This window comes from Rhizobium sp. MHM7A (genome assembly GCF_005862215.1).
In the GTDB taxonomy this organism is placed as follows: Bacteria; Pseudomonadota; Alphaproteobacteria; order Rhizobiales; family Rhizobiaceae; genus Rhizobium; species Rhizobium bangladeshense.
Genome location: NZ_VCHT01000012.1, coordinates 66,373 through 92,367 on the forward strand (window position 1 = coordinate 66,373; position 25,995 = coordinate 92,367).

Annotated in this window: 26 protein-coding genes and 1 pseudogene; 15 read left to right on the forward strand and 12 right to left on the reverse strand. The window is 62.4% G+C overall.

Going from position 1 to position 25,995, the window contains the following annotated elements; genetic code table 11:
- Window positions 1-57 precede the first annotated feature (57 nt).
- From FFR93_RS29805 to FFR93_RS29815, 3 genes are all read left to right on the forward strand, one after another.
- Window positions 58-525, forward strand: a complete 468-nt coding sequence (locus FFR93_RS29805; protein ID WP_138395812.1) for a universal stress protein — start codon at window positions 58-60, stop codon at window positions 523-525.
- Window positions 526-655: 130 nt separating this feature from the next.
- The gene (locus FFR93_RS29810; RefSeq protein WP_138395813.1) at window positions 656-1,573 is read left to right on the forward strand and encodes a J domain-containing protein; all 918 of its coding nucleotides are present in this window, start codon (window positions 656-658) and stop codon (window positions 1,571-1,573) included.
- A gap of 2 nt (window positions 1,574-1,575) precedes the next feature.
- On the forward strand, window positions 1,576-1,899 hold the full coding sequence (locus tag FFR93_RS29815) for a chaperone modulator CbpM (RefSeq protein ID WP_138395814.1): 324 nt from the start codon (window positions 1,576-1,578) through the stop codon (window positions 1,897-1,899).
- Window positions 1,900-1,927: 28 nt separating this feature from the next.
- Here the strand turns inward: FFR93_RS29815 and FFR93_RS29820 are convergent, their stop codons facing one another.
- The 3 genes and pseudogenes from FFR93_RS29820 to FFR93_RS29830 form a co-directional block, all read right to left on the reverse strand.
- Entirely contained in the window at window positions 1,928-2,857 is a 930-nt protein-coding gene (locus FFR93_RS29820) for a phosphatidate cytidylyltransferase (RefSeq protein WP_138395815.1), read from the reverse strand.
- Window positions 2,854-3,474 carry a lysophospholipid acyltransferase family protein gene (locus FFR93_RS29825; RefSeq protein ID WP_138395816.1) on the reverse strand — a complete coding sequence of 207 codons (621 nt, stop codon included), beginning with the start codon at window positions 3,472-3,474 and terminating at the stop codon, window positions 2,854-2,856. Before FFR93_RS29825 ends, FFR93_RS29820 begins: the two co-directional genes overlap by 4 nt.
- Window positions 3,475-3,509: 35 nt before the next feature.
- Window positions 3,510-3,608, reverse strand: a pseudogene (locus tag FFR93_RS29830) (CDP-alcohol phosphatidyltransferase family protein); the annotation flags it as partial.
- Between the two features lie 233 nt (window positions 3,609-3,841).
- Between FFR93_RS29830 and FFR93_RS29835 the strand changes: the two are divergent.
- From FFR93_RS29835 to FFR93_RS29860, 6 genes are read left to right on the forward strand one after another with little or no spacing between them, the layout of a single operon-like run.
- The gene (locus tag FFR93_RS29835) at window positions 3,842-4,828 is read left to right on the forward strand and encodes a BMP family protein (protein ID WP_064710440.1); all 987 of its coding nucleotides are present in this window, start codon (window positions 3,842-3,844) and stop codon (window positions 4,826-4,828) included.
- A 7-nt stretch (window positions 4,829-4,835) separates the two neighbouring features.
- Window positions 4,836-6,248, forward strand: a complete 1,413-nt coding sequence (locus tag FFR93_RS29840; protein ID WP_138395817.1) for an amidase — start codon at window positions 4,836-4,838, stop codon at window positions 6,246-6,248.
- Complete coding sequence (locus tag FFR93_RS29845) at window positions 6,245-7,777, forward strand: ABC transporter ATP-binding protein (protein ID WP_138395818.1); 1,533 nt, start codon at window positions 6,245-6,247, stop codon at window positions 7,775-7,777. Before FFR93_RS29840 ends, FFR93_RS29845 begins: the two co-directional genes overlap by 4 nt.
- Complete coding sequence (locus tag FFR93_RS29850) at window positions 7,767-8,816, forward strand: ABC transporter permease (RefSeq protein WP_138395819.1); 1,050 nt, start codon at window positions 7,767-7,769, stop codon at window positions 8,814-8,816. Before FFR93_RS29845 ends, FFR93_RS29850 begins: the two co-directional genes overlap by 11 nt.
- On the forward strand, window positions 8,813-9,757 hold the full coding sequence (locus FFR93_RS29855; RefSeq protein WP_064710436.1) for an ABC transporter permease: 945 nt from the start codon (window positions 8,813-8,815) through the stop codon (window positions 9,755-9,757). Before FFR93_RS29850 ends, FFR93_RS29855 begins: the two co-directional genes overlap by 4 nt.
- Before the next feature lie 26 nt (window positions 9,758-9,783).
- Window positions 9,784-11,073, forward strand: coding sequence for an amidohydrolase family protein (locus FFR93_RS29860; RefSeq protein WP_138395820.1), 1,290 nt, complete (start codon window positions 9,784-9,786; stop codon window positions 11,071-11,073).
- A 32-nt stretch (window positions 11,074-11,105) separates the two neighbouring features.
- Here the strand turns inward: FFR93_RS29860 and FFR93_RS29865 are convergent, their stop codons facing one another.
- Window positions 11,106-11,885, reverse strand: coding sequence for a class I SAM-dependent methyltransferase (locus FFR93_RS29865; protein WP_138395821.1), 780 nt, complete (start codon window positions 11,883-11,885; stop codon window positions 11,106-11,108).
- A gap of 76 nt (window positions 11,886-11,961) precedes the next feature.
- Here FFR93_RS29865 and FFR93_RS29870 point away from each other — a divergent pair, with 76 nt between their 5' ends.
- Window positions 11,962-12,828 (forward strand): alpha/beta hydrolase, encoded by an 867-nt coding sequence (locus FFR93_RS29870; protein ID WP_138395822.1) that lies wholly within the window; start codon window positions 11,962-11,964, stop codon window positions 12,826-12,828.
- Window positions 12,829-12,893: 65 nt separating this feature from the next.
- Here FFR93_RS29870 and msrA read toward each other — a convergent pair whose 3' ends face one another.
- Complete coding sequence (gene msrA / locus FFR93_RS29875) at window positions 12,894-13,403, reverse strand: peptide-methionine (S)-S-oxide reductase MsrA (RefSeq protein ID WP_138395823.1); 510 nt, start codon at window positions 13,401-13,403, stop codon at window positions 12,894-12,896.
- A 187-nt stretch (window positions 13,404-13,590) separates the two neighbouring features.
- Here msrA and FFR93_RS29880 point away from each other — a divergent pair, with 187 nt between their 5' ends.
- The 4 genes from FFR93_RS29880 to FFR93_RS29895 are packed head-to-tail and all read left to right on the forward strand — an operon-like array spanning window position 13,591 to window position 17,564.
- Entirely contained in the window at window positions 13,591-14,736 is a 1,146-nt protein-coding gene (locus FFR93_RS29880; protein WP_138395824.1) for an extracellular solute-binding protein, read from the forward strand.
- Entirely contained in the window at window positions 14,736-15,626 is an 891-nt protein-coding gene (locus tag FFR93_RS29885) for an ABC transporter permease subunit (protein ID WP_138395825.1), read from the forward strand. The genes FFR93_RS29880 and FFR93_RS29885 overlap by 1 nt, the downstream gene beginning before the upstream one ends.
- Window positions 15,623-16,450, forward strand: a complete 828-nt coding sequence (locus FFR93_RS29890) for an ABC transporter permease subunit (RefSeq protein ID WP_138395826.1) — start codon at window positions 15,623-15,625, stop codon at window positions 16,448-16,450. The genes FFR93_RS29885 and FFR93_RS29890 overlap by 4 nt, the downstream gene beginning before the upstream one ends.
- Window positions 16,451-16,484: 34 nt before the next feature.
- On the forward strand, window positions 16,485-17,564 hold the full coding sequence (locus FFR93_RS29895; protein WP_138395827.1) for an ABC transporter ATP-binding protein: 1,080 nt from the start codon (window positions 16,485-16,487) through the stop codon (window positions 17,562-17,564).
- Window positions 17,565-17,568: 4 nt separating this feature from the next.
- Here the strand turns inward: FFR93_RS29895 and FFR93_RS29900 are convergent, their stop codons facing one another.
- From FFR93_RS29900 to FFR93_RS29930, 7 genes are all read right to left on the reverse strand, one after another.
- On the reverse strand, window positions 17,569-18,402 hold the full coding sequence (locus FFR93_RS29900) for an inositol monophosphatase family protein (protein ID WP_138395828.1): 834 nt from the start codon (window positions 18,400-18,402) through the stop codon (window positions 17,569-17,571).
- Window positions 18,403-18,511: 109 nt separating this feature from the next.
- Window positions 18,512-19,582: an ABC transporter ATP-binding protein gene (locus FFR93_RS29905; protein WP_138395829.1), complete on the reverse strand. Its 1,071-nt coding sequence runs from the start codon at window positions 19,580-19,582 to the stop codon at window positions 18,512-18,514.
- On the reverse strand, window positions 19,579-20,409 hold the full coding sequence (locus FFR93_RS29910) for a carbohydrate ABC transporter permease (RefSeq protein WP_138395830.1): 831 nt from the start codon (window positions 20,407-20,409) through the stop codon (window positions 19,579-19,581). Before FFR93_RS29910 ends, FFR93_RS29905 begins: the two co-directional genes overlap by 4 nt.
- Window positions 20,406-21,308 (reverse strand): sugar ABC transporter permease, encoded by a 903-nt coding sequence (locus tag FFR93_RS29915; protein ID WP_064710418.1) that lies wholly within the window; start codon window positions 21,306-21,308, stop codon window positions 20,406-20,408. The genes FFR93_RS29910 and FFR93_RS29915 overlap by 4 nt, the downstream gene beginning before the upstream one ends.
- A gap of 205 nt (window positions 21,309-21,513) precedes the next feature.
- On the reverse strand, window positions 21,514-22,746 hold the full coding sequence (locus tag FFR93_RS29920; RefSeq protein WP_138395831.1) for a sugar ABC transporter substrate-binding protein: 1,233 nt from the start codon (window positions 22,744-22,746) through the stop codon (window positions 21,514-21,516).
- A 62-nt stretch (window positions 22,747-22,808) separates the two neighbouring features.
- Entirely contained in the window at window positions 22,809-23,711 is a 903-nt protein-coding gene (locus FFR93_RS29925) for a sugar phosphate isomerase/epimerase (protein WP_138395832.1), read from the reverse strand.
- A gap of 11 nt (window positions 23,712-23,722) precedes the next feature.
- The gene (locus FFR93_RS29930) at window positions 23,723-24,757 is read right to left on the reverse strand and encodes a Gfo/Idh/MocA family oxidoreductase (RefSeq protein WP_138395833.1); all 1,035 of its coding nucleotides are present in this window, start codon (window positions 24,755-24,757) and stop codon (window positions 23,723-23,725) included.
- 109 nt (window positions 24,758-24,866) lie between these two features.
- Between FFR93_RS29930 and FFR93_RS29935 the strand changes: the two genes are divergently transcribed.
- Window positions 24,867-25,955 (forward strand): LacI family DNA-binding transcriptional regulator, encoded by a 1,089-nt coding sequence (locus FFR93_RS29935; protein WP_138395834.1) that lies wholly within the window; start codon window positions 24,867-24,869, stop codon window positions 25,953-25,955.
- The last annotated feature ends 40 nt before the right edge of the window (window positions 25,956-25,995 follow it).

Below are 25,995 nucleotides of genomic sequence, written 5' to 3' on the forward strand. Positions count from 1 at the left end.
GCGCAGTCGATAGCGCTATGATGACGAAAATGGCTCGCCTTCGAGGATATAGGCTCAATGTATCGCACGATCATCTGCGGCATCGGCATGGGCTCGCGACAGACGGCAAACCGCCTGTTGCGCCGGGCAGCGGCGCTGGTGGACGACGGCGGAACCATTATCGTCATGCACGTTGTCGAGAACATCCCGCACCGTCACCTGACTGACATTCCCGAGGAATTCGAGACTGCTGCCATTGTCGACGTCGAGCAGAAACTTGCATCGTGTTGCAAGGAGCTGGGCATCCCGGCGAGGATCGAGGTTCGCATCGGCGTAGCCGCCTCGCTGCTCGTGTCGGCCGCCAGGGAAACAGCGGCCGATCTCATCCTGCTGTCGTCACACGTGGCCGATATCACCGACTATGTTTTCTCGTCGATCGTAGAGAAGGTTGTGCGCCATGCCGGGTGCTCGGTTCTTATCGACCGGCGCCTCGATCATCACCGCGAGGATGCCGAGGCTCAAGCAGAAGATGTCGCTTTGCTCTGATCCCGGCGAGCTTCCGCCGATCATGGCACGACCGGCTTGACGCTCGCGGCATCCCCTCCCCGGCGGCGGCCTGGCAACCTATATCAATCCCAACCAACCAGCAGTATTCACTGCCTGACCGGAGATATGCATGAGCCAGGATCCCTATGAGCTTCTGGGCGTAAAGCGGGATGCAACCCAGAAGGATATTCAGAGTGCGTTCCGCAAGCTCGCCAAGAAACTTCACCCCGACCTGAACCCCGGCGACAGACACGCCGAGGAAAGGTTCAAGGAAATTTCGACCGCCTACGAAATTTTGAGCGACGAAGAGAAGCGCGGGCGCTTCGATCGCGGCGAGATCGATATGACGGGCGCCGAGCGGGCGCAGCGCAGCTATTATCGTGACTATGCCACAGCCGGCGGTCCGGATAATCCCTATCGCAACAGCGCCGGCTTTGCCGATTTCAGCGATGCCGATGATATTTTCGCGAGCTTCTTTTCGCGCCGGACCGGCGGCGGTGGCCGGGCACGCAGCCAGGGTCAAGATCGGCGCTTCTCCATGGAGGTCGATTTTATCGAGGCCGTCAACGGCACCAGAACCGAGGTCAAGCTTCCCGACGGTCCCGCGCTCGAGGTCAAGATTCCGCCCGGAACCCGCGACGGCCAGACCTTGCGGCTGCGCGGCAAGGGCGAGCCGGGCATCGGAGGCGGGCCGGCGGGGGATGCGCTGATCGAGATCCGCGTTCGCCCGCACCGCTTTTACACGCGCGACGGCGATGACATCCGCCTGGAACTGCCGATTTCCCTCAGCGAGGCTGTGCTCGGCGGCAAGGTGCGCGCGCCCACACCTTCGGGACCGGTCAGCCTGACGCTGCCGCCGCATTCCAACACCGGAAAGGTCCTGCGTCTCAAGGGCAAGGGCGTTCCAAAACGCGGCGGCGGACACGGTGACGTCTACGTCTCGTTGAAGATCGTGTTGCCCGATAGCCCTGACGAACGGCTGACCTCCCTGGTGAAGGAATGGGCGAGCGCACATCCATACGATCCGAGGAAGAACATGGAGGCCTGATCATGAATGATCACGAATTCCGTCTTTGCTTGAAAATCGATGTGGTTCAACTCGATTTCTGGGTCGAACAGGGTTGGTTGATCCCGGAGACGTCAATGGGGCAAAGGCAGTTTCGCGACGCCGACGTCGCCCGCGCCCGGCTCATTCTTGATCTCATGGGCAATATGGGCGTCAACGAAGCCGGTGTCGATGTCGTCATGGATCTGGTGGACCAGCTTCATGGCATGAGGGGAACCATGGGCAAGCTGCTGACGGCGATCGGCAGGCAAGAACGGGACGTTCAGCAGCGTCTGTTCGATAGTCTTGAGGAGGTCGACCGGTTTTGAACGGCCGGACGCATGATATCGGATGTCCTCACACCGTGAACCAGTAGCGGACGATGTGGAAGAACAGCGGCGCTGCGAAGGTGATCGAGTCCAAGCGGTCGAGCACGCCGCCATGCCCCTCGATGACATAGCCCCAGTCCTTGGCGTTGAGGTCGCGCTTGATGGCCGAGAGCACGAAGCCGCCGAAGAAGCCCGCGACCACGACGACCGTGCTGACGGCCGCCGCCTGCAGAGGCGAGAACGGCGTCAGGCGATAGAGCAGCGTTCCCACAAGGATGGCCGAGGCGCCGCCGCCGAAGAGGCCTTCGAGCGTCTTCGACGGGCTGATGTTCGGCGAGAAACGATGCTTTCCGAGAAGCTTGCCCCAGACATACTGGAAGACGTCGCTCAGCTGCACCACGATGACGAGATAGATGAGAAGAAGCGCCGGGGGCGTGCCGGTCTGCAGCATCAGCAGTGCGGGTGCATGGCTGATCGAATAGACCGTCAGCATCAATCCCCATTGCACCCTGGCGGTTCGCGCCAGGAACTCGTTGACGTCGCCCGTCAAGGTCGCCACCGCCGGCAGGATCAGAAAGGCATAGACCGGGATGAAGATCGCAAAGAGGCCGTACCATAATGTGCCGAGCAGCACATATTGCACCGGCAGCACCACGAAGAATGACAGGAAGAGCGCCAGGTGGTCGCCACGTCGCGACGGCGTCAGCGTCCAGAATTCGCGGAGCGCCATGAAGGAGAGGAATGCGAACAGTACGACCACCGCAGTATCCCCGAGCAGGAGCGCGCCGCCGAAGACGGCGACCATGATCCACCAAGACCGAATTCGGGCATTGAGGTTATGCACGGTGGCAACGGATCCGGGGTCCGTGGCGCGCCGCTGGAGGATGAAACCGATGGCGGAGGCGACCGCCAGCAGGCCGAGGATTGCGGCCAGCACAATGGAGAAAAAGCTGGTCATTCGACGGGCCCCCCGCGCGCGAGCTCGATGACTGCTGCACGGGCGCGGGCCAGGAATGCGTCCTTTCCTTCGCCCGGTTCGACGAGTAGCGGCTTGCCGAAGCGCGCCGTGCAGGTGATCGGCACAATCAGCACGCTCCCCTTGGGCAGGATGCGCTGAAGATTGTCGAGATGGATCGGCACGAGTTCGACATCGGGGAAACGGCAGGCAAGGCGATAGATGCCGCTGCGGAAAGGAGCGATTTCATCCGTGGCGCTTCTCGTCCCCTCGGGAAAGATCAGGATCGAACGGCCCTCCTCGAGCAGGCGCTCGAGGGGCTCCAGCGGGTTGCTTTCCGGCAGCGGCTTGCGGTCTATCAGGACGGCGCGCAGGCCTTTCTCCGCGATGAAGCGGCGGAAAGTGCTGGTTCCCCAATAATCACGTGCGGCCACCGGATGGGTAAGCCGGCGTACCTGATACGGCAGGGCGGCCATGACGGCGACGGTGTCGACGTGGCTGTTGTGATTGGCGAAATAGATGCGGCGGCGTGTGTCGGGCGTGCAGCCCCGCCACTCGCTTCGAGCGCCGACCATGATACGGACGAACAGCACGAGAAGCCGACGGACGAGTGCGCTCATAACTTCTCCAGGCAACGGCCGAGGTTCGTCGTGCGCGTGATAAAGGTGCGCGAAAGCCGCGTACTCACGGCGATCGCCCCCGACGACGACCGGCTCGCGATCGGCCGCCGCGAGGCGTCCTCTTCTTCAACCATTTCAATTTCCCCAACCCGATCGTCTATGCATATCCTGCCAGAGTCGCCGCGCCAAGCCCCGCAGATCCGGCTCGAGAAGCACGATGGCACCGGGCGTGCAGCCTGCCACGTCTCGTTCTTTCAGCCAGGTTACGGCGGCCGATCAGCCTGATTTTTAAGCCTATTCGCTGCTTGACACATTTTTGGGCGCTACTATGATTTTTGAACCAGATGGTCAAAACGGGGAACAATCAATGACCAAAGACATCCTGATTTCACGCCGCGCAGTGATCGCGTCGGGCATTGCGCTTGGCGTGAGCGGCTTCGCGCCGCTCGCTAGAGCGGCTGCGCCCTTGAAAGTCGCCGGAATTCATGCGTCGCCGGTCGAAAATGCTTGGAACTCCTGTCTGCACAAGGCACTCCAGGACGCCGCCAAGGACGGCGTCATCGAATATGTCTTCTCCGAAGGCGTCTCCGGCACCGACTATCCGCGCGCCATGCGCGAATATGCCGAACAGGGCAATAAGCTGATCATCGGCGAGGCCTATGCGGTGGAAAAGGAGGCGCGACAGGTTGCTGCCGACTACCCCGATACTGCTTTCGTGCTTGGCTCGAGCGGCGAGCAGGCCGGCGACAACTTCGGCGTCTTCGGCACCTGGAACCACGATGGCGCCTATCTGGCCGGCATGCTGGCAGGCAAGATGACCAAGTCGAACGTCGTCGGCTCGGTCGGCGCCATACCGATCCCCGAGGTCAACATGCTGATCAACGCCTTCGCCGCGGGCGTCAAGGCGGTCAACCCCGATGCCAAGCACCTCGTCTCGTTCATCGGGACCTTCTTTGACCCGCCGAAGGCGCGCGAAGCCGGTCTCGCGCAAATCGACGCCGGCGCCGATATCCTGTTCGGCGAGCGCATCGGCACGGCCGATGCCGCCAAGGAACGCGGCATCAAATCGGTCGGCTCGCTGATCGATTACACGCCGCGTTATCCAGATACCGTGTTCGCCAATGCCATGTGGTATTTCCGCCCGATCCTGAATGCTGCAATCGCCGATGTCGCCGCCGGCAAGCCCGTTGGCAGGAACTACACGTCTTACGGCCTGATGAAGGAAGGCGGCAGTGATATCGTCTTCGTCAAGGGCGTGGCACCCGCCGAGGCGGAGGCTGCGATGGAGGCCAAGCGCGCGGAGATCAAGGCCGGCACCTTCGAAGTTCCGAAGATGATGGACGAGCCGAAGTAGTCGGTTCATGCAGGGCGACGCGACTGAGCTGGCGGCGGCGATCAGGCATGGCAGCCTGAGCGCTGCAGAGGCGATGCAGGCCTCCATCGACGCGGCCGTGCAGCATGAGACGCTCGGCACGATCGCTCATCTCGATGCCGCAATGGGTCTCGCCGCAGCGCACGCCTGCGACCGGGAACGGCGCAGCGCGCCCGATGATTTTTCTGGGCGGCCCCTTGCGGGGGTGCCGACCTTGGCGAAGGACCTTGGCGGTCCCTTTCGAGGACTGCCCGTGACGGCGGGTTCCCGCCTCTTTGAAAGAAAGGGCGGCGAAGCGGATTCCGATCTGGCTTCCCGGTTTCGCGACGCCGGCCTCTGCCTGTTCGGCCTGACGACAAGTCCGGAATTCGGTCTTTCGCTCGCCAGCGAACCGGCGATCGGGCCTGTCTGTCGCAATCCGCTCGATCCGGCCCGGACCGCGGGCGGCTCCTCCGGCGGCGCGGCGGGGGCGGTTGCGGCCGGGATCGTCGCGATTGCGCATGCCACCGATGCCGGCGGCTCGATCCGAGTGCCGGCAGCCTGTTGCGGCCTCGTCGGACTGAAGCCGACCCGAGGCGCCATTCCGGGGGGGCCATCCTTCGGCAACCACCTCGCCGGCATCGCGAGCGAACTGGCGGTGTGCCGGTCGGTGCGGGATATGGGGCTGATTTTCAGCCGGCTGAGCGGTCATGCGCGCGGACCTGTTCCGGACCCCTCCCCTGTCGAGATCGACAACGGCCGTTTGCGGATCGGCCTGCTGACCGACACCGGGGCGGTTTACCCGACTGAGGGTGATCGCCTTGCAGCAGTCGAGGACGCGGCGCGCATGCTCGAACGCGATGGACACCTTATCGTTCCACTCGCCTCGGCCGAGTTCGAATGGAGCGTCGCCGCCAGCGGCCGCGCCTTTGCCGACATCGTGTCCGTCAACCTCGCCGCCCTCATCGAGGTGGCGGCTCTTGAGGAAAGCAGGGCCGAGCCTCTCACGCAGGCTTTCGCGGCGCGTGGACGGGCGCTTTCTTCGACCATGCTCTGGAACACGCTGAACGATGCCGTTCTGGTGAGTCATCGTCTTTGGAGGCTGTTCGACAAGGTCGATTGCATCCTGACGCCGATGCTTTCGTCCGCGCCTCTTGCGATCGGCTCCTTTCCGACCGATCATGCCGATACGGATCTGCATCTCGAGAGAATGATGGCATTTGCGCCGCTTGCCTGCCTCGCCAATATTTCGGGTTTTCCTGCTTTGGCGCTCTCCTTCGGACAGGATCGACAGGCCATGCCGCTGCCGGTGCAGCTCATGGCGCCGATGGGCCACGAGCCGCGCCTTCTGTCGCTTGCCGCACGCCTGGAGGCCGAGGGGCGATGGCAGCACCGGTTTCCGGTGGCAGGACTTCCGTCATGACCAGCCCCGTTCTGGAAATTCTCGGCGTCAGCAAACGCTTCGGCGCCAACCTTGCCAATGATGATATTTCCATGACCCTGGCCAAGGGGGAGGTCGTGGCCCTGCTCGGGGAAAACGGTGCCGGCAAGACGACGCTGATGAGCATTCTTTTCGGCCACTACACACCGGATGTCGGGCGAATTCTGATTGAGGGCGCGGAGGTGCCGCCGGGCAAGCCGCGTGCGGCGATCCGCGCTGGTGTCGGCATGGTGCACCAGCATTTCTCGCTGGCGCCCAATCTGACAGTGCTTGAAAATGTCATGACAGGCGCCGAAAAGCTGTGGTCCTGGCGCTCGGCAACTTCAGCGGCGCGCAAGAAGCTCCTGGCCATTTCCGAGCGCTTCGGCCTAGCGGTCAATCCCGATGCCCGTCTCGGCGACCTGTCGGTCGGCGAGCAGCAGCGGGTGGAGATCCTGAAGGCGCTCTATAACGACGCCCGCATCCTGATCCTCGACGAGCCGACTGCGGTGCTGACCAACATCGAGGCCGAGCGGCTGTTCACGACACTGAAGGAAATGGCCCGCCAGGGCCTGTCGTTGATCTTCATCTCACACAAACTCGATGAGGTCATGGCTGCAGCCGACCGCATTGTCGTCTTACGCGGCGGCAAGATGGTCGCCGAACGCAGGGCAGCGGAAACCAGCAAGGCGGAGCTCGCCGAACTGATGGTCGGGCGGCGCGTGACACGGCCCGTGCGCGAGCCGTCGGAACCCGGGGCGGTCGCCCTTGAGGCTGACGGCGTGACGGTACGCACCGGCGGCGTCGACCGGCTGAAATCAATCAGCTTTCGGCTGCAACAGGGTGAGATCCTCGGCATCATCGGTGTTGCGGGCAATGGCCAGGCGGCGCTGGCGCATCTTCTTTCCGGTACACTGGCGCGCAGCGCCGGGGACCTTCGGCTGTTCGGGGAAGTCGTTGGCCATCTTAGGGTCTCAGATGTCGTGGAAGCCGGCATCGGCCGCATTCCCGAGGACCGCAACCACGAGGGCGTGATCGGGGAAATGGCGATCTGGGAAAACGCCGTTTTGGAGCGCATCGTCTCGCCGGCCTTCTCGCGCCGCGGTCTCGTCAATCGCAGGGCCGGCATGGCTTTCGCCAGGGAGATTATCGACGGATTCGATGTTCGCGGCGGCGGGCCGGCAACCCGCACAAGGCTGCTATCCGGCGGTAATATGCAGAAGCTCATTCTCGGCCGCAGCCTGTATCGGCGGCCGCGAATCCTGATTGCCGCGCAGCCGGCCCGGGGCCTCGACGAGGGTGCCGTAGCCGCTGTGCATGCACGCCTGCTCGAAGCCCGCCGGCAGGGAACCGCCGTGCTGCTGATCTCGGAGGATCTCGACGAGGTGATCGCGCTTGCAGATCGCATACAGGCGATCGTCGGTGGCCGCTTGTCGCCGCCCGTCGATGCCGAAGGAGCCGACGGGCGCAGGCTGGGGCTGATGATGGCCGGCGAATGGCAGGAAACTCGCGAGGCCGGCTATGCGATTTGAGCGCCGCGAGCACCGCCCGCTTTCCCTGCTGATCGTCACGCCTGTGATCGCCGTCATCGCCGCGCTTGCGCTCGCCGGTATCCTGATCTCGATCGCCGGCGCGCCGGTGCTGGATGCCTATTGGCGCATCCTGACCGGCGCCTTCGGCTCGCGGCTGTCGGCGACCGAAACGCTGACGCGGGCAACGCCGCTGATGTTGACCGGGCTTGCTGCGGCCGTCGCCTTCCGGGCGCGGCTCTGGAATATCGGCGCCGAAGGCCAGTTCTATCTCGGCGCCATCGCCGTTGCGGCGGCAAGCTCGAAACTGCTGGGTAATCTTCCAGCTCCCATTCTCATTCCGCTCCTGTTGTTGATCGGCGCCATCGCCGGCATGGTGCTGATCCTGGTTCCGCTGTGGCTCAGGCTGCGCTTTTCAGTCGATGAGGTCGTCACCAGCCTGCTCCTGAACTTCATCGCCGTGCTTTTCGTCTCGATGCTCATCGACGGGGTTCTCAAGGATCCGCTTGCCTTTGGCTGGCCGCAATCGCAATCCGTCAGCGATCACGCCATGCTGCCGAAGCTGATCGCCCGCTCGCGCCTGCATATTGGCCTTGCGATCGCGATCGCTCTTGCCGTCGGCGTCCATTTCGTCCATTCCCGCACCGTATTCGGCATGCAGTCCCGCGCCGCGGGCCTCAATCCCGCCGGCGCGGTCTTCGCAGGCGTCCCGCTCGGTAGAACGTTGGTGAAGGTCGCCTGTCTCTCGGGCGGGCTTGCGGGGCTTGCGGGAGCGATCGAGGTAATGGGGGTCAAGGGTTACGTGACAACCGATCTGTCGCCCGGTTTCGGCTATGCCGGTATCGTTGTCGCGATGCTTGCCAACCTCAATCCGCTCGGCGTCGTCTTTGCCGCCATTTTTACGGCCACCATGTTCGTGGGCGCCGACGGCATGAGCCGTGGCCTCGGCATCCCGACCTATATCGCCGACGTCACGGTTGCGCTGTCGCTGCTGACGATGCTGGTTGCGTTGTTCTTCACCCAGTACCGGATCCGGCGATGATGCAAGTGTTCGATATCATCGCCTCCGCCGGCCTCTGGGCGGCAATCCTGCGCATCGCTACGCCGCTGATCTTCGGCACGCTCGGCGCGCTGCTGTGCGAACGGGCCGGCGTGCTCAATCTCGGCATCGAAGGCATCATGACCTTCGGGGCGATGATCGGCTGGCTGTCCGTCTATCATGGCGCCGATCTCTGGACCGGCCTGCTGATTGCTGCGGTCGCTGGCGGCGTCTTCGGCCTGCTGCATGCGGGGCTGACGGTGACGCTCGGCCTCTCACAGCACGTCTCGGGCCTCGGCGTCACGCTCTTTGCTTCCAGTTTCAGCTATTATGTCTTCCGGCTGATCGTGCCGCTTGCCAATACGCCGCCCACCATCATGCCGTTCCAGCCGATCGCCATTCCCGGCCTCTCGACGCTGCCTTTCCTAGGCCCGGCCTTCTTCACCCAAACGGCACCGACCTATCTTGCGATCCTGATCGCTCTCGTGATGGCCTACATCATTTTTCGCACGCCCGTCGGGCTTGCGATCCGCATGACCGGCGAGAACCCGCATGCGGCGGAAGCCCAGGGCGTCAATCCGATGAAGGTGCGTTACGGCGCGGTCATCATCGGCAGTGCGCTGATGGGAATGGGCGGCGCCTTCCTGACCTTGTCGGCATTCAACAGCTTCTTCCCGACCATGGTGCAGGGGCGCGGATGGATCTGCATCGCGCTCGTCGTATTCGCCTCCTGGCGTCCGGGCCGCGCGCTTTTCGGCGCCCTGCTCTTCGCCTTCTTCGATGCCTTCCAGCTTCGGCTGCAGACCGTGCTGAGCGGGCTCGTGCCCTACCAGCTCTTCCTGATGACGCCCTATATCCTTTCCATCGCCGCGCTTGCCGTCATGGCCCGCCGCGCGCGCGTTCCGCAGGCGCTGATGCAGCCCTATCGCCGCGGTGAGCGCTGAGACCGTCCACATCCAACGAGGTTCCGATGTTCGATCTGATCGTCAGAAACGCAAATCTCCCCGATGGCCGCACCGGCGTCGATATCGGCATCAAGGGCGACAGGATCATCGCTGTCGAGCGCAATCTCCAGGCGCAGGCGGTGGAAGACATCGACGCAACCGGCAGGCTGGTCAGTCCGCCTTTCGTCGATCCGCATTTTCATATGGACGCTACCCTGTCGCTCGGCCTGCCGCGCATGAACGTTTCCGGCACCTTGCTCGAAGGCATCGCGCTCTGGGGGGAACTGCGCCCGATTGTGACGAGAGAAGAACTCGTCGATCGCGCTCTGCGCTATTGCGATCTGGCGGTGACGCAGGGCCTGCTCTTCATCCGCAGCCATGTCGATACGAGCGATCCCAGGCTGGTGACGGTCGAGGCGATGATCGAGGTCCGCGAAAGAGTGGCGCCCTATATCGACCTGCAACTGGTCGCCTTTCCGCAGGACGGCTATTACCGCTCGCCGGGCGCGATCGAGGCACTCAACAAGGCTCTCGACCTGGGCGTCGACATAGTCGGCGGCATTCCCCATTTCGAACGGACGATGGGTGACGGCACGGCCTCGGTCGAGGCGCTCTGCCGCATCGCTGCCGATCGCGGCCTGCCGGTCGATATGCATTGCGACGAAACCGACGATCCGCTGTCGCGCCATATCGAGACGCTGGCTGCGCAAACCATTCGCTTCGGCCTGCAGGGTCGTGTTGCCGGCTCTCATCTGACGTCGATGCATTCGATGGACAATTATTACGTTTCCAAGCTGATCCCGCTGATGGCGGAGGCGGAGATCAACGTCATTCCCAATCCGCTGATCAACATCTTGCTGCAGGGACGGCACGATACTTATCCGAAACGCCGCGGCATGACCCGTGTGAGGGAATTGATGGATGCCGGGCTCAATGTTTCCTTCGGGCACGATTGCGTGATGGACCCGTGGTATTCGATGGGATCGGGCGACATGCTGGAGGTTGGCCACATGGCGATCCATGTCGCGCAGATGGCCGGCATCGAAGACAAGAAGAAGATCTTCGACGCCCTGACCGTCAACTCGGCGAAAACGATGGGCCTTGCAGGCTACGGCCTGGAGAAAGGATGCAACGCCGATCTGGTGATCCTCCAGGCGCGCGACCCGCTGGAGGCGCTGCGGCTGAAGCCGAACCGGCTGGCGGTGATCCGCCGCGGCAAGGTCGTCGCCCGCTCGGCGCCGCGCATCGGCGAACTTTTCCTGGATGGTCGTCCGGCCCGGATCGACGGCGGCCTGGACTATGCGCCTCGCTGTTGAAAGACGAATTCGAGGTGCTGTTCGCCTCTGCTCTATGCCGCCGCCCGGCGCGCCGTGATGATCCATGCGCGAGAGTCGAAGAATACGCCTTCGGAGGTCATATGAAGCTCCAGCAAATCGCGCAGCCGCCGCAGCGGTTCTTCGGGCGGTTCACCAGCATGTGCAAGCGCGTCTTTCACGAGATAGAGGCCGGCGAGCGCATCGAGTGCCGTATCCACATTTGGTCCGTAGAAGACCGGTTCCCGAACGTCGATAAAGTCGATCGAAGTAAGGCCTGCTGTCCGTAAAAGCTCGGTAGCGACAGCAGGATCGCCGAGCGAAAACGGATCGGGAGTGCCTGCGGAAACCGTAGCCGGCGCCGCCAGAGCCTGCCGGATAGCATCGGACCACTCGTTGCGCTCCCGGCTCTGCCACACCATCCACGCAAGGCGTGCGCCCGGACGCATCGCCCGGCCAATATTGGCAAAGGCCGCCGCCGGGTCGGCAAAAAACATCACGCCGAAGCGGCTGATGCAGAGGTCGAAACTGGCAGCGGGAAATGCGTGGACTTCTGCGTCGCCCTGTTCGAAGGCGGCATTGCGTAGACCCTCGGCGGCGCTCCGCCGCCTCGCGATCTCCAGCATCTCCGCGGAGCTGTCCACACCGACCGCTTCTCCCCGCGTCGCGGCGCGGGCGGCCTCGCGGGTCGTCTGCCCCGCACCGCAGCCGATATCGAGCACCCGGTCAGCGGTGCCGACATTGGCAGCATCCCGAAGCTGCCAATTGTGTCGCGCCAATTCTGCGTCGTAAAAGTCGGCAAGATCCAGCGCCATTACGCCCATCCTCGGTTCTCAAGTTCGTCAAAAAAGATTGTAAAACCGGTTTCAATAAGCAATCGGATGTAAGGCCATGGAAGCAGTCAGATCGTCTCCGGTCGCCGACAAGGTCGTCGAGTTCCATGGTGTGCAGCTCCAGACCCAGGCATTCGGCAATCCGGCCAGCCCACCCGTGCTGCTGATCATGGGAGTGATGTCTTCCATGCTGTGGTGGCCGGAAAGGTTCTGTGAGGAACTCGCCGTCCAAGGACGCTACGTCATTCGCTACGACCAGCGCGATACGGGGCTTTCCACGTATTATCCGCCAGGCGAGCCGAGCTATTCGTTTAGCGATCTGGCCGACGACGCCATCGCCGTTCTCGATGGTTATGGAATTGAAGCCGCGCATCTGGTGGGAATGTCGATGGGCGGTTTCGTTGCGCAGGAGGCCGCACTGCGTCATCCCCGGCGGGTGCGGACGCTCACCCTGATCAGTTCGTCGCCAGTCGGGGTCGGCGGGTTGCCCTCCTCCACCGCAGCTTACAAGGAACATTCCGCCGCTGCCGAGAAAATCGACTGGTCCGACCTTGAAGCCATCGCTGATTTCATACGGTGTGACTCAGCCATGCTTGCCGGCACGAAGCATCCGCACGACGCCGAGGCCGCGAGCGCTCTGATTGTCCGCGATATGGACCGCGCACCATCCTATGTCAGTGCGACGAACCACTTCATGCTGTTGAGCGGAAATGAGGGGGCAACCTTACATGCATCCCGAATAGAGAAGCCGGTACTCGCAATCCACGGCACATCAGATCCGCTATTTCCAATCGAGCATGGAGAGGCCTTCACGCGTGCCGCCCCGAACGCAAGATTGCACCGGATCATTGGCGGAGGACACGAAATTCATGATCTGGACATCGACGAGGTGGTGCGCGCAATCGCGGGCCACACGATATCCTGAGGTCGGGCAAGTCGATGCAGCAGCGATGCATGCCGGCATCCAGATGCCGGCATGCATGAAGAGCGTCAGGCGATCTTCTGGCGGGCCGGCAGTTTCCAGCCCGGCCGGACGAAGTGGCAGGTATAGCCGTTCGGTATCCGCTCCAGATAGTCCTGATGTTCGGGCTCGGCCTCCCAGAAATCGCTCGCCGGCACGACTTCGGTGACGACCTTGCCGGGCCAGAGGCCCGATGCGTCGACATCGGCAATCGTATCGCGGGCGACGCGCTCCTGTTCCGGGCTGACGTAGAAGATCGCCGAGCGATAGCTCGTTCCGACGTCGTTGCCCTGGCGGTTGCGCGTGGTCGGGTCGTGGATCTGGAAGAAGAATTCGAGGATTTCGCGATAGCTGATCCGGGTGGGATCGAAGATGATCTCGATCGCCTCGGCATGGGTTCCGTGGTTGCGGTAGGTGGCATTCGGCACATCGCCGCCTGTATAGCCGACGCGGGTCGAGATCACGCCCTTGTACCGGCGGATGAGGTCCTGCATGCCCCAGAAGCAGCCGCCGGCGAGTACTGCACGTTCTTCGGTCATTTGATATCTCCTTGTTTGCCGAGAGATAGTGTCTCCTGCTGCCGAATTCCATACGGCGGAAATCAGCACAGCTGTGCAATTTCCTTTCGAACAGGGCCGTCCTGTCATGCCGATGTTACGCGCCGACGCTAGCAAAGCCCAGGACAATCCGCGGAGACAGAGCCGCGACACCTGATGGAGATGGGTTATGAACAGGCGTGAATTTTTGATCGCATCGTCGGCTGCGGCCGGTCTTCTGGCTCTTCCGCGCTTCGCATCAGCCGCGGCTGGCACGATCGACCTCTATAGCGGTTCGGACGCCAACATCATCGATCTCTGGAATAACATCATCCGTCCCGCCTTCGAAAAGGCCCATCCCGGCCTTGCCGTGAAGGTGACGGACGCCGGCGACAATAACGGCTTGCGCGCCATCGCTGACCGTGCACTCGCAGCCCTGAAGAGCAAAACCAATCCGCAGGCCGATCTCTTCGAGCATTTCGATCCGCGCCTGCCGTCCGGCGGCATCGATGCCGGCCTCTGGGTCAAGCTCTCCGCCGAGAACATCGAAGGCTACGACCGCATCAACCCGCTCGCCCTCGATACCCCCTACTCCCTTCCCTATCGCGGCTCGCAGGTCCTGCTCGCCTACGACACGACGAAACTCGACCCGAAGGATGCGCCGAAGAGCTGGGAGCAACTCACCGCGTGGATCAAGGCCTATCCGGGCCAGTTCATCTATAACAGGCCTGACAAGGGCGGCTCGGGCGGCAACTTCGTCCGCCGCGCGATTCACGAGGTCAACGGCCGCGATCCGAGCAAGTTCAAGGTCGACAATTTCTCCGCCGACTTTGCCGGTGAGGCCCTGACGCCTGCCTGGAAGATCCTGGGCGACCTCGCCCCTTCGCTCTATGACAAGGGCGCCTACACGGCCGGCAACACGCAGTCGATCCAGCTGCTCGCCCAGGGCGTCGTCACCATGGTGCCGGTCTGGTCGGACCAGGTACTGCAGGCGATTTCCCAGGGTGTGCTGCCGGATACGACCGGTCTGGTGCAGCTCGGCGATCTCGCCCTTTGCGGCGGCTTCTCGAGGATTACCGTGTTCTCGAACGGCGCCAACAAGGATGCGGCGCTGAAGCTCGCCGCCTTCATGTTGACCAGGGAAATGCAGGAAGCGATCATCACCGAGATCGGCGGTTTCCCCGGCATCTCCTGGGACCATATCTCCGATGATCTGCGCAAGAAATATGCCGACGTCATCCCCTCGACCATCCCGACCTTCCCGAGCGGCGATTGGGAAACGGCGATCAACGACGGTTGGTACCGCAACGTTGCCCCTGGCATCAGCCGCACCTGATGTCTGCCGAGGCTGCGCCGGCGGCTCCGCGCCGCTCCCGGTTCATCGACAGGGGGAGCTCGATCGGGCTCCTTCTTGTCGCCATGCCTGTCTTCCTGCTCGCATGGCTGATCATCTTTCCTATCTTCTCGGCGGTCGTCGGTACGATCTTCGTTCGGGGTGCTGACGGAGCGACGGAATTGTCGCTGGCCTCGTATCGCTTCTTCTTCAGCGATCGCTACAGCCTCAGCAATCTTTGGGTGACGCTCTGGACCACCGCCGTCTGCGGCATCCTGCTTCTAGCGATCGGTCTCCCGATCGCGCTTTACCTCAGGTTTTCGCAAGGGCGTCTCGCCGCCTATGTGCAAGCCGTGGCGATCTTTCCGATGTTCGTGCCGTCGATCATCCTCGCCTATGCGTTGATTAGAACCATCGGTCCGAACGGCACCGTCGACCTGCTGCTGAACGCCGTCGGTCTGCCCAAGCTGCGCACGCCCTATCTGACGCCGTGGGGTCCCGTCATCGGCCTCGTCTGGGACAATCTGCCCCTGACGGTGCTGATGCTGACGGCCGGGCTTTCCTCCGTCTCGAACAGTGCGATCGAGGCCGCCCGCGACGTCGGCGCAAGGCCGCTTCGGGTCCTTGTTTCGATCATCCTGCCGCGCATGGGCAATTCGCTGCTGGTGACCGCTTCCTTCGCCGTGCTCGGCATCTTCTCCGCCTTCACCCTTCCCTATGTGCTCGGCCCGGCATCGCCGGAGATGATGGGACCGTTCATGCAGCGCACCTTCGCCGATATGAACAATCCGCTTGACGCCATGACGCAGGCCGTCATCACCTTCGGTATCTGCCTGGTCTTCGGCATCTTCTATGTCCGCTCAATTGCCCGCAGCCGCGAGACCAGACCATGAGCGACGGCAGACCAGCTATGAAACCTCGCTTCGACTGGATCGGCCTGCTCTTTGCCGGCCTGCTGACGCTGTTTATCGCGCTGCCGCTCCTCGTCGTCGGAACATGGGCCTTCACCGAAGTGTGGCGCTACCCCTCGGTGATCCCGCAACAGTTCGGTCTGCGCTTCTGGGGCCAGACGCTGGCGCGTCCCGATGTCTGGGAGGCACTCCTTCTCAGCCTTCGATTGACGACGACCGTCACCGTTCTCTCCGCCGTCATCTGCCTTCCCGCGGCCTATGCCTTCGCGCGCATGCGCTTTCCCGGCAGGAATATCCTCTTTCTCTCGTTCCTGGCGTCGCACGCCTTTCCGAAGTTCGGCCTGCTCGTTGCCATTGCCGGCATCTTTCTGCAGCTTGGCCTGATCAGCACATTCTGGGGTGTCGTGCTGATCCAGCTCGTCAGCACGCTGATGCTGATGATCTGGATCCCGGTCGCCGCTTTCCAGAACGTCGACCGGCGCATGGAAGAGGCGGCGCGTGATGCCGGGGCAACGCCGCTGCGCGTCTTCTGGTCGATCACGCTGCCGCAGGCAGCTCCGACCATATCCGCCGCACTGCTTCTGACCTTCGTCGGCACCTTCTACGAAACCGAGGGCGCCTGGCTGATCGGCGCGCCCGAGATCCGCACCATGCCGGTGCTGATGATCAGCTTCATCAACAACCAGATCGTCGTGCAATACGGGGCCGTGCTTTCCGTCATGCTGTGGGTGCCGTCCTTCATCGCGCTGATGTTTGCGCGCCGCGTCGTCGGCACCGGCGCCTTTGCGAGAGGTTTCGGCGCGTAAGCCGCCGCACGGCAATTCAGGGAAGGATTTGAGAATGGCACATCTGGCGATCGAGGGTGTTTCGAAGCTGTTCGGGACCGCCTTCGCGGTTCGCGACTTCTCGCTTGAAGTCGGCGACGGCGAACTCGTATGCCTGCTCGGCCCGTCCGGCTCCGGCAAGTCGACGCTTCTCAGGATGATCGGCGGCTTCGAACGCCCGAGCGGCGGAACGATCCGCATCGACGCCAGGGACGTGACGAACTTGCCGCCCGAGCGGCGCCCGACCGGCATGGTGTTCCAGAGCCACGCCCTCTGGACTCATATGGACGTCTTCAACAACATCGCCTTCGGTCTCAAGCTTCGACGGCTGCCAAAAGCGGAAATCCGCGAGCGCGTCGAGAACGCGTTGGCGCTCGTCGGCCTCGCCGATTACGGGCGGCGGATGACGAGCCAGCTGTCGGGCGGGCAGCAGCAGCGTGTCGCGCTCGCCCGCTCGCTGGTGCTCGAGCCAAAGATCCTTTTGCTCGACGAGCCCTTCGCCAGCCTCGACCAGCACCTGCGCGAAAGATTGCGGGAGGAGGTGCGCGATATCCAGCAGCGCCTGGGCATCACCACGCTCTTCGTCACACATGGCCAGGACGAGGCCCTGGCGCTTGCCGACCGCATCGTCGTCATGCGCGATGGGCGCACCGAGCAGATCGCGCCGCCGAGCATCATCTACCGGCAGCCGCAGACGGCCTTCGTCGCCGGCTTTATCGGTTCGATGAATTTCGTCGAGAGCCACACCAGAAACGGTGTCTGCGAACACACGCTCTTTCCTCTGCCCGTTCCCGTCGAAGACGGTCCGGTGACACTGGCCACCCGCCCGGAGGCGCTGACGATTCGTCCCTCGGAGCGGGTCGATGCCGCGACGGTGCATCGCACCGTCGATTTCGGGACGCATAAAATGATCGAGGTGGATCTTGCCGACGGCACTCGCCTGAAGGCGATGGTGCCGCCGGACGATCGGGTTCAGGCCGGAATGAAGGTCGAGCCGAGTTTCGTGAGCTTTTTTGCCTTTCGCGACAATGCCCTTGTGCATCAGTCGATGCCGGCAAGGAACGATGCGGAAGCTGGGCGGCTGTTGCCGGTTTGAAGCATTACGCTTTGGTGGAGAAGCCGCCCAGCAGCCAGGGATGCAGCGCCTTGCTGGCGGCAAGAATATCGCCGCGCCCGTCGACCGCCGCGCCGGAAAAGCGGGTCACGATGCCTCCGGCCTCTTCGACCATCAGCGCCGAGGCGCCGAAATCATGGATCGAGAGCCCGTCCTCGAAGAAACCGTCGAGCCGGCCGCAGGCGACATAGGCGATCGACAGGGCTGCCGAGCCCAGGCGGCGCACGCCTGCGGTATTGGCCATCAGGCGCTTGATGGCTTCGAAATAGGTTTCCTCTGCAACCGCCTGGACCTGGCCGGGGATCGGCAGGCCGGCGCCGATGAGCACGTTCTCGATGTCGTCTACCTCGGCGCAGCGGATGCGCTCGCCGTTGAGAAAGGCGCCGCCGCCGAGTTCGGCGCTGAAGAGTTCGTCCTGCATGGCGTCATAGACGACGCCGGCGACGAGCCTGCCGCCTTCAGCGATCGAGATCGTCATGCCGAAGTGCGGCAAGCCCCAGGCGTAGTTTGTCGTGCCGTCGATCGGGTCGATGTAAACGACCGGCGTGTCCGGCCCCGCCGCACGGTTGCCGACGGCTTCCTCGCCCTGGATGGCGTAATCCGGGAAGGCCTTGATCATTTCCTCGACGATGATCCGCTCGACGGCGACATCGATCTCGGTCTGATAGTCGCGCGGCGCCTTGGCGAGCATTTCCTGGGACGTTCGCCGCCGGAGCGCACTGCGGGCGGTTTCGCCCGCCTTCAATACCGTTTCGGCAAGAATGATGAGGCGGGATGAGGCATTCGCGGAAAGACGCGCTGATGTCGGAGAGGATGTCATGTGGAAATCCGAATGCTGCAGATATGACGGAATGAATCGTGCGGACCACTCCCTTCGCAGAGGCGGATGATGATTTTATGAAGCTGCCCACGCGCTTGCACGGCGGTTGCTATATCAGGCGGTCGGTCGATGCGTCAAAGAGGTGGATCTGGGCTGGGTCGATCGAAAGCCCGATCATCTCTCCAGCCTTGACCCGGTCGCGGCGCGACTCGACGATCGTCAATTCGGGCTCGGTCGCCGCGACGATGAAGGTCGACGAGCCGGTCGATTCGACGAAGGCGATCGGCACATTGAAGCTGCCCTGTCCCGCTTCGACGACTCCGATATGCTCCGGCCGCACGCCCGCGACGAGCTTGCGTCCGGGCTCGATGTCGCGGTTGAGCGCAAGCCTCTGTTTCACCGCACCAAAATCCAGGATCAGGCTTTTGCCGTCTTCCGCGACGATCGCCGGAATGAAATTCATCGCCGGAGAACCGATGAAGCCGGCAACAAATCGGTTTGCCGGCCGGTCATAGAGGTCGAGCGGTGCGCCCTGCTGTTCGATAACGCCGTCGCGCATCACCACCACATGGTCGGCCATCGTCATCGCTTCGACCTGATCGTGCGTGACGTAAACGAAGGTGGCATTCAGCCGGTCATGCAGCGCCCGTATTTCCTTGCGCATATGGACGCGTAGCGCCGCGTCGAGATTGGAGAGCGGCTCGTCGAACAGGAAGGCCTTGGGATGGCGGATGATGGCGCGGCTCATGGCGACACGCTGACGCTGGCCGCCGGAAAGTTCGCGGGGATAGCGCTTCAGGAGATGCGACAGGCCGGTTGTGGCCGCCACCTCTTCGGCGGCCTTCTTGGCTTCAGCCTTGGCGACGCCGCGGATGCGCAGGCTGTAGGTCAAGTTTTCCTCGACCGTCATATGTGGATAAAGCGCGTAGGACTGGAAGACCATGGCGACGTCGCGCTTGCGCGGCGGCACGCGGTTCATCAGCTCGCCGGCGATCCTGAGATCGCCGGTCGAGATGCTTTCGAGGCCGGCGAGCGAACGCAACAGCGTGGACTTGCCGCAGCCGGAAGGGCCGACGAGGGCGACGAAAGTGCCCTTGGCGATGGAAAGATCGATATTTTTGAGGGCATGGAAGGCGCCGTAATATTTGTTGACGCCTCTGAGCTCGATCTGCGTGGTCATTTCAGGGCTCCAGAGGTGAGGCCGGACACGATGCGGCGCTGCAAGAGAACGAAGATGGCGAGGATCGGCGTCACATACATCGTGGCGTAGGCCATGATGTTGTTCCACTCGTTGGTGTTCGGCCCCATGAAGGAGTTGAGGCCGACGCTTGCCGGCTGAAGCTCGGCCGCCTGGATCATCGACTTCGAATAGACGAATTCGCCGAAGGCCTGCATGAAGATCAGGATGGCGCTGACGAGGATGCCGTTGCGGGCGAGCGGCAGCACGATGTTGAAGAAGGCGCCGACGCGCGAATTGCCGTCGACGAGCGCCGCCTCCTCCAGTTCCTGGGGAACGCTCATGAAGGTTGCCCGCACCAGAACGACGAAGAAGGGCATGCTCTTTGCCGCAATCGCGATGATGACGGCAAGTCGCGGATAGGAGAGCAGGCCGATCTGCGAGAAGCCGACGAAGATTGGCGTGATCATCAGCGAAGCCGGCAGGACCTGCAGCATCAGGATCAGGAACAGGCCGACATCGACCCAGACGTTGCGATATCTCGCGAGCACATAAGCGCAGCCGACCCCGAGCACGGTGATGAGCGCCATGGCGCCGAGCGCGATCAGCAGCGAATTCCAGAGATAGCGGCCCATATCGCGGCTTTCCCAGACATAGGTGTAGGTGCCCCATTGCGGTGCGGCCGGCCAGAAGCTCGGAGGTGTGGCGAACATTTCCGAGCCGCTTTTCAGCGCGGTTATGTACATCCAGTAGAGCGGAAAGAGATAGATCGCCGCCATGGCGATCGATATTGCCAGCATCAGGCGGTCGCGGTTCGTCGTCGTGCTCATCCGCGCACCTCGTGACGTGTGGAGCGGACATAGACGACGGATGCGAACATCACGAAGACGATCATGATGACGGAGATCGTCGCGCCCTTGGCAAAGTCGTATTGGCGGAAGGAGAGATCCCAGGCCCAGTATTGCGTGACGTTGGACGAATTGTTCGGTCCACCCGAGGTAATCGCGGCGAACAGATCGAACTGCTGCAGGGTGAAGATCAGCCCGAGCGCAATGATGGCGCCGATCGTCGAGCGCATCATCGGCAAGGTGATCGTCCAGAAACGCTGCCAGACATTGGCGCCGTCGAGCTCGGCCGCTTCGTAGAGATCGGCCGGAATGCCGGCCAGACCGACGGACAGCAGGATCATGTTGAACGAGGTGCCGAGCCAGATATTGGCGATGATCACGGCATAAAGCGAATAATGCGGGTCCGAGCGCCAGAAGATGTTGCCCGAGATGATGCCGCTCTCTTTGAGGATGAAATTCAGCACACCGAAATCGCCCGAGAGAATCCAGTTCCAGATGGCGCCGACCACCAGGCCGGGCATCACCCAGGAGACGAGGAACAGGCCGCGCATCCAGGAAGCGCCAGGAAAATTGACCCAGAAGAACAGCGCCAGGCCGAAGCCGATCACGAACTGACCGGCGATGGAGCCGACGACGAAAATGAGGGTGTTATAGAGGATCGGCAGCGTTTCCGGCTGCGCGAAGAGGTCCGTGTAGTTCTTGAAGCCGACAAAGGGGCGCGAGAAGGTTCCGAGGCTGAACATGTCAACCTCCTGGAAGCTCATCACTACATTGTAGATGAGCGGCAGCCCCGCCATCAGGAACAGAAAGCCAAGGGGAAAGGCGACCAGCACGATGTCGAAACCGCGGCCGTCCCTGACGCTCGTCAGGATCCTCTTCATGGGTCCTCCGATATCCCGAACGGGGCCGCCTGGCGCTTGATGCGGAAGACAGCCCCTGCCGGGAGGAAAAGGTTAGATTTTTCTTCCCCCCGGCGGGGAGAAGAAGAGGGAGAAGTGGCGACCCCGGCCCTGCGCTCGCGCTTCGGGCGTTCGTCGCTGCAGTCGACTCACTGGATCGATTGCTTCGACAGCGCCGAACCGCTCCTCACCCTAGTACAGCCTTGATCTTGTCGGCCGCCTGGTCGAGCGCGTCCTTCGGGCTCATCTGGCCGGTGAGTGCGGCCTGGATGGCGTCCTGGATCGCCTTGGAGATCTTCGGCCATTGCGGATGGGGGCCGCGCGGCTTGGCGTATTTCAGCTGCTCGAGGAACACCTTGAGGGCGGCATCCTTCAGCGGCTGACCGCTTTCCGGGATCGAGATGTCGGAGCGGGCCGGAAGCTGGCCGAAATTTTTGAACATCTTGTCGTCCTGCGAGGCGAAATATTCGAGCGCCTTGAAGGCTTCGGCCGGATGTTTGCTGCTGGCGAAGATCGCCCAGTTGAAATCGCCCATGGCCGACGAGCGCTCAGCCCCTTCCTTGGGAACCGGAAGCAGGGTGACGCCCCAGTTGAATTTTGCTTCCTGGATCATGCGGTCGAGCTCCCATGGGCCTGAGATCGCCATGGCCGCATTGCCGGAGTTGAAGGTGCCGGTCGAATCCCACTGGCCGCGCGTCAGACTATCGGGAGAAGCGAGTTTCTCGTCGATGATCGTCTTCCAGATCTCGAGCGCCTTCACCGCGCCATCGGCATTGATGTGCTCGTAGCCGCCGCCGCCCATCTGCGCCCAGGGAAGGAATTGGAAGGTGCCCTCTTCGTTGGCCTTGGCCGAGAAAGCAAGACCGTAAATGTTCTTGGCGGGGTCAGTCAGCTTGCGCGCATCCTCGACGAGCTCATCCCAGGTCTGCGGCGGCTTGTTTGGGTCGAGGCCCTTCGCCTTGAACATGTCCTTGTTGTAGTAGAGCGCGATCGTGTTGGTCGCTTTCGGCACGCCGTAATATTTGCCGTCCCACTCGACAGATTTCAGCGGGCCGGGGAAATAGTTGTCCGGCTTGATGACGCTCGACTTGGAAATCATATCCGTGAGATCGAGGAAGGCGCCGCGCGATGAGAAGAGCGCGTGCTCCGGATTGTCGACGGCGATGATATCCGGCGCCTGGCCGGTGGCATAGGCGCGCATCGCCTCGGTGACGACATCGTCGAACTGGATCAGCCTGTATTCGATCTTGATGCCGTTGTTCTGGGCGTTGAATTCCTTGACGAGGTTCGGCGCCGGCTGAGTGTCCTTGTCGAGCGACCAGAGCGTCAACGTGACGTCCTCGGCCTTGGCCGAGAGGCCGAAGAGCGAAACGCCTGTAAGCGCCAGAGCGCCGAGAATTGCATATTTGCGGATAGCCATGGTTCTCCTCCTTTGTGGTTATCCCCGTTGCCGGCAATTCCTCTTTGCCGGCCACGATGTCATCAGACCGGATCGACGACGAATTCGCCGCCCCGGGCATGCTTGAGGTGGTTCAACGCATAGATCTGGCCGGTCATCTCGAGCTCGTCGCGGTAGACCGGGTCATGCCAGCCTTCGATGTCGATCGATCCGGACCAGCCTGCAAGGCGCAGTTCGGAGATGATGTCGGTCCAGTTGCTGTCGCCGAAGCCCGGCGTGCGCATGAAGACGAACTTCTCCTTGCCGAAGATGCCGTGTTCCTTGATGACCTCCCAGCGAATGGTCGCGTCCTTGCCATGCACATGAAAGATCTTGTGCGCCCATTTGCGGATCTGCGGCATGGGATCGATGAGGTAGACCATCTGGTGGCAGGGTTCCCATTCGAGGCCGATATGGTCATCCGGCGTCTCGTTGAAGATCAGCTCCCAGGCGTCGGGATTGTGGGCAATGTTCCAGTCGCCGCTTGCCCAGTTGCCATCCATCGCGCAGTTCTCGAAGGCGATCTTGATGCCCTTGTCGGCGGCGCGCTTGGCAAGCTCGCTCCAGATCTCCCTGTAGCGCGGCAGGCTATCGGTCAGCGGCTTGCCGCGGACACGGCCGGTGAAACCGGCAACGCAGGTGGCACCGAAATGGTGGGCGTTATCGATGCAGTCTTTCCAGCCCTGCAGGGTTTCGAGATCAATCGCCGTCTCCTCGAGCGGATTGCCGAACATGCCGAGCGTCGAAATGGTGATGTCGCGATCGCCGATTGCATCGAGGCAACGCTTGCCGAGCTCGGCAAGGTTCTGCCCCTTGGTCGTCTGCCAGAAGAAAGGCTCGAAGCTTTCGAAGCCGAGGCCGGCGATCTGACCGATGCGCGCGGCGGCATCACCCTTGTTGCCGCTGACCATGGTGCCGATGCGAATGGATTTTGCAGGGTTGCTCACGTCACGTCATCCTATGCTGAAATTTCGATGCGCCGGCCGGTCTTGGCGCTTTCTATCGCGCCGAAGACCATGGCAAGGCTTCTGATATTGTCGGAACTGACGGTCTCAGGCTGTTTGCCCGTGCCGATCGCTGCGATGAAATCGGCGATGACGCTGGCGTGGCCGTGGGTTTCCTCGTCATGTTCCGGATCGGGAACGTTTACGGAAGCAAAGCCGTGCAAGAGGCCGGGCTCTTCGCCGGCGACGGCGGCCTTGAAGCTCTCCTCGCCGTCCCAGGTCAGCATGCCCTTCGAGCCGACGAGACGCCACTGGCTTTCCCAGCTGGTGCGCTCGCCTTCGGCGCACCAGGAACCGCGGTAGGTGAAGACGATATCGTCGGAAAATTCGAAAATGGCATTGGCCGAGGCGCCGTGCCGGTACCAGGAGCCCTTCGGGTTGCGTTCGACGCAATAGACGGCGAGCGGCTTCTGATCCGCGACGTAGCGGGCGGCATCGAACGTGTGGATCGCCATGTCGAGCAGCAGCACATTGTCCATCTCCTCGCGGAAGCCGCCGAAATGCGGCGCGATGAAGAAGTCGCAGTGAATGGCGGTGAGATCGCCGATCGCACCGCTGTCGACGAAACGGCGCAGGCGCCTGACCCCCGATATGAAGCGTCGGTTCTGGATGACGGCATGGATACGGCCGGTCTCTGCGGCGAGGTCGATCAGCGCAGCGCCTTCGGCAAGCGAGGCCGCCATCGGCTTTTCGCTGAGCACATGGCAACCGGCTTTGAGCGCGGTCGAAACGACATCATACCGGGCGGACGGAATGACGATGTCGAAGACGAGATCAGCCCTGGTGGCAGCGATGACGTCGGACAGGTCCGAGCCGATGACGGCGCCTTCCAGATTGAATTCGGCGGCGAGTTTTTCCGCCGTCTCCCGGTTCAGGTCGACGAGGCCGACGATGGAGATGGAATCGGCGAGTTGAGGGTTGGAAGCGATGGCGCGCAACCAACCTTTGGACATAGCTCCGCACCCGCACAGAATGGCACTGAATTTCACGATTTCCTCCGAGGGAGTGGCGCCAACTCTCCTGGTGACACGCATCCCGTAAACGTTTACGACTGTAGGCGAAAACATTTTCCGCTGTCAATAGAGGCGAAATGCGAAAATGCGGAGCAGAGGAAAAGCGTCAGCAGCGAGAGGCATTCGCCAGCTTGCGGAACACCTTGATATCTCAATCGGCACGGTCTCCCGTGCGCTGAACGGCAAACCTGACGTGAACGAGGAAACTCGCCGGCGCGTGCTGGCGGCCGCCGAGGAACTCGGCTATGTCGCCGATCAGTCGGGGAGAAGCCTCCGGCTGGGCGAGACGAAAGTCATCGGCTTCATGATTGAATCCAGCCAGGAAGTGGTCGAAAATGCCGACAACTTTTTCCTTGGGGTCACCAGCGGGCTGCAGCATTGCTTTGCCCGCCATAAGCTCGACCTCCTGATGCTCCCCTGCCCGGCCGATGAGGACCCGTGCGAATATCTGAAGCGCATGGTGGCGCGACGTATCGTCGATGCGATGATCATCTCCAACACGCAGCGTATCGATCGGCGCATCGATCTTCTCTTGCGGGCAAAGATTCCCTTCCTCGCTGTCGGCCGCAGCCTTTCAACCAGCAATTTCCCCTGGGTCGATCTGGATTTCGAGGGGGTCGCCGAACGCGCTGTTGAAAGGCTGGTCGCGCGCGGCCATCGCCGGATCGCGATCACTGCGCCATCGTCCGAGGCCAACCTCGGCTACGTCTTTGTCGACAGCTATCGCCGTGCGCTCGAACGGCACGGCATCCGCTTCGATCCCTTGCTGGTCATTCGCGTCAAGTCGAGCGAACAAGGCGGCTACCGCGCAGCACAGGAACTGCTGCAGCTTGAAGACCGCCCGACCGCAGTCATCCTGATCTACGAGATCATGGCGATCGGCCTCTACCGACGGCTGACGGAATCGGGGATCCTCCCCGGTCGCGACCTCGCGGTCATAGGTTTCCGCGATGCTCCGCGCGCACGCTTCCTGCAGCCCTCGCTCAGCTGCTTCCGCATGTCGCTCCACGATCTCGGCATCGCGATCGGCCAGACGCTTCTCGCCAACATGCCGGCCTATCGCGCGTTCTATCCGGATGGCGGCCGCAACATCATCTGGCCGCTGGAACTGGTATCCGGCGAAAGCGACGCATTTGAGATCGGAGCCCGGAGCCCTGACCTGAGCGTCTTGTAAAGTAGACATGATGTAGTATATTTTTTCGTAAATGTAGTAT

Excerpts from the sequence above, each read along its gene's own strand:
- FFR93_RS29935 (WP_138395834.1), top strand. The coding sequence starts at position 24,867 with ATGCGGAGCAGAGGAAAAGCGTCAGCAGCGAGAGGCATTCGCCAGCTT.
- FFR93_RS29815 (WP_138395814.1), top strand. The coding sequence starts at position 1,576 with ATGAATGATCACGAATTCCGTCTTTGCTTGAAAATCGATGTGGTTCAA.
- FFR93_RS29850 (WP_138395819.1), top strand. The coding sequence starts at position 7,767 with ATGCGATTTGAGCGCCGCGAGCACCGCCCGCTTTCCCTGCTGATCGTC.
- FFR93_RS29840 (WP_138395817.1), top strand. The coding sequence starts at position 4,836 with ATGCAGGGCGACGCGACTGAGCTGGCGGCGGCGATCAGGCATGGCAGC.
- FFR93_RS29890 (WP_138395826.1), top strand. The coding sequence starts at position 15,623 with ATGAGCGACGGCAGACCAGCTATGAAACCTCGCTTCGACTGGATCGGC.
- FFR93_RS29860 (WP_138395820.1), top strand. The coding sequence starts at position 9,784 with ATGTTCGATCTGATCGTCAGAAACGCAAATCTCCCCGATGGCCGCACC.
- FFR93_RS29845 (WP_138395818.1), top strand. The coding sequence starts at position 6,245 with ATGACCAGCCCCGTTCTGGAAATTCTCGGCGTCAGCAAACGCTTCGGC.
- FFR93_RS29915 (WP_064710418.1), bottom strand. The coding sequence starts at position 21,308 with ATGAAGAGGATCCTGACGAGCGTCAGGGACGGCCGCGGTTTCGACATC.
- FFR93_RS29920 (WP_138395831.1), bottom strand. The coding sequence starts at position 22,746 with ATGGCTATCCGCAAATATGCAATTCTCGGCGCTCTGGCGCTTACAGGC.
- FFR93_RS29905 (WP_138395829.1), bottom strand. The coding sequence starts at position 19,582 with ATGACCACGCAGATCGAGCTCAGAGGCGTCAACAAATATTACGGCGCC.
- FFR93_RS29820 (WP_138395815.1), bottom strand. The coding sequence starts at position 2,857 with ATGACCAGCTTTTTCTCCATTGTGCTGGCCGCAATCCTCGGCCTGCTG.
- FFR93_RS29870 (WP_138395822.1), top strand. The coding sequence starts at position 11,962 with ATGGAAGCAGTCAGATCGTCTCCGGTCGCCGACAAGGTCGTCGAGTTC.
- FFR93_RS29900 (WP_138395828.1), bottom strand. The coding sequence starts at position 18,402 with ATGACATCCTCTCCGACATCAGCGCGTCTTTCCGCGAATGCCTCATCC.
- FFR93_RS29910 (WP_138395830.1), bottom strand. The coding sequence starts at position 20,409 with ATGAGCACGACGACGAACCGCGACCGCCTGATGCTGGCAATATCGATC.
- FFR93_RS29855 (WP_064710436.1), top strand. The coding sequence starts at position 8,813 with ATGATGCAAGTGTTCGATATCATCGCCTCCGCCGGCCTCTGGGCGGCA.
- FFR93_RS29880 (WP_138395824.1), top strand. The coding sequence starts at position 13,591 with ATGAACAGGCGTGAATTTTTGATCGCATCGTCGGCTGCGGCCGGTCTT.
- FFR93_RS29835 (WP_064710440.1), top strand. The coding sequence starts at position 3,842 with ATGACCAAAGACATCCTGATTTCACGCCGCGCAGTGATCGCGTCGGGC.
- FFR93_RS29810 (WP_138395813.1), top strand. The coding sequence starts at position 656 with ATGAGCCAGGATCCCTATGAGCTTCTGGGCGTAAAGCGGGATGCAACC.
- FFR93_RS29895 (WP_138395827.1), top strand. The coding sequence starts at position 16,485 with ATGGCACATCTGGCGATCGAGGGTGTTTCGAAGCTGTTCGGGACCGCC.
- FFR93_RS29805 (WP_138395812.1), top strand. The coding sequence starts at position 58 with ATGTATCGCACGATCATCTGCGGCATCGGCATGGGCTCGCGACAGACG.
- FFR93_RS29885 (WP_138395825.1), top strand. The coding sequence starts at position 14,736 with ATGTCTGCCGAGGCTGCGCCGGCGGCTCCGCGCCGCTCCCGGTTCATC.
- FFR93_RS29865 (WP_138395821.1), bottom strand. The coding sequence starts at position 11,885 with ATGGCGCTGGATCTTGCCGACTTTTACGACGCAGAATTGGCGCGACAC.
- msrA (WP_138395823.1), bottom strand. The coding sequence starts at position 13,403 with ATGACCGAAGAACGTGCAGTACTCGCCGGCGGCTGCTTCTGGGGCATG.
- FFR93_RS29825 (WP_138395816.1), bottom strand. The coding sequence starts at position 3,474 with ATGAGCGCACTCGTCCGTCGGCTTCTCGTGCTGTTCGTCCGTATCATG.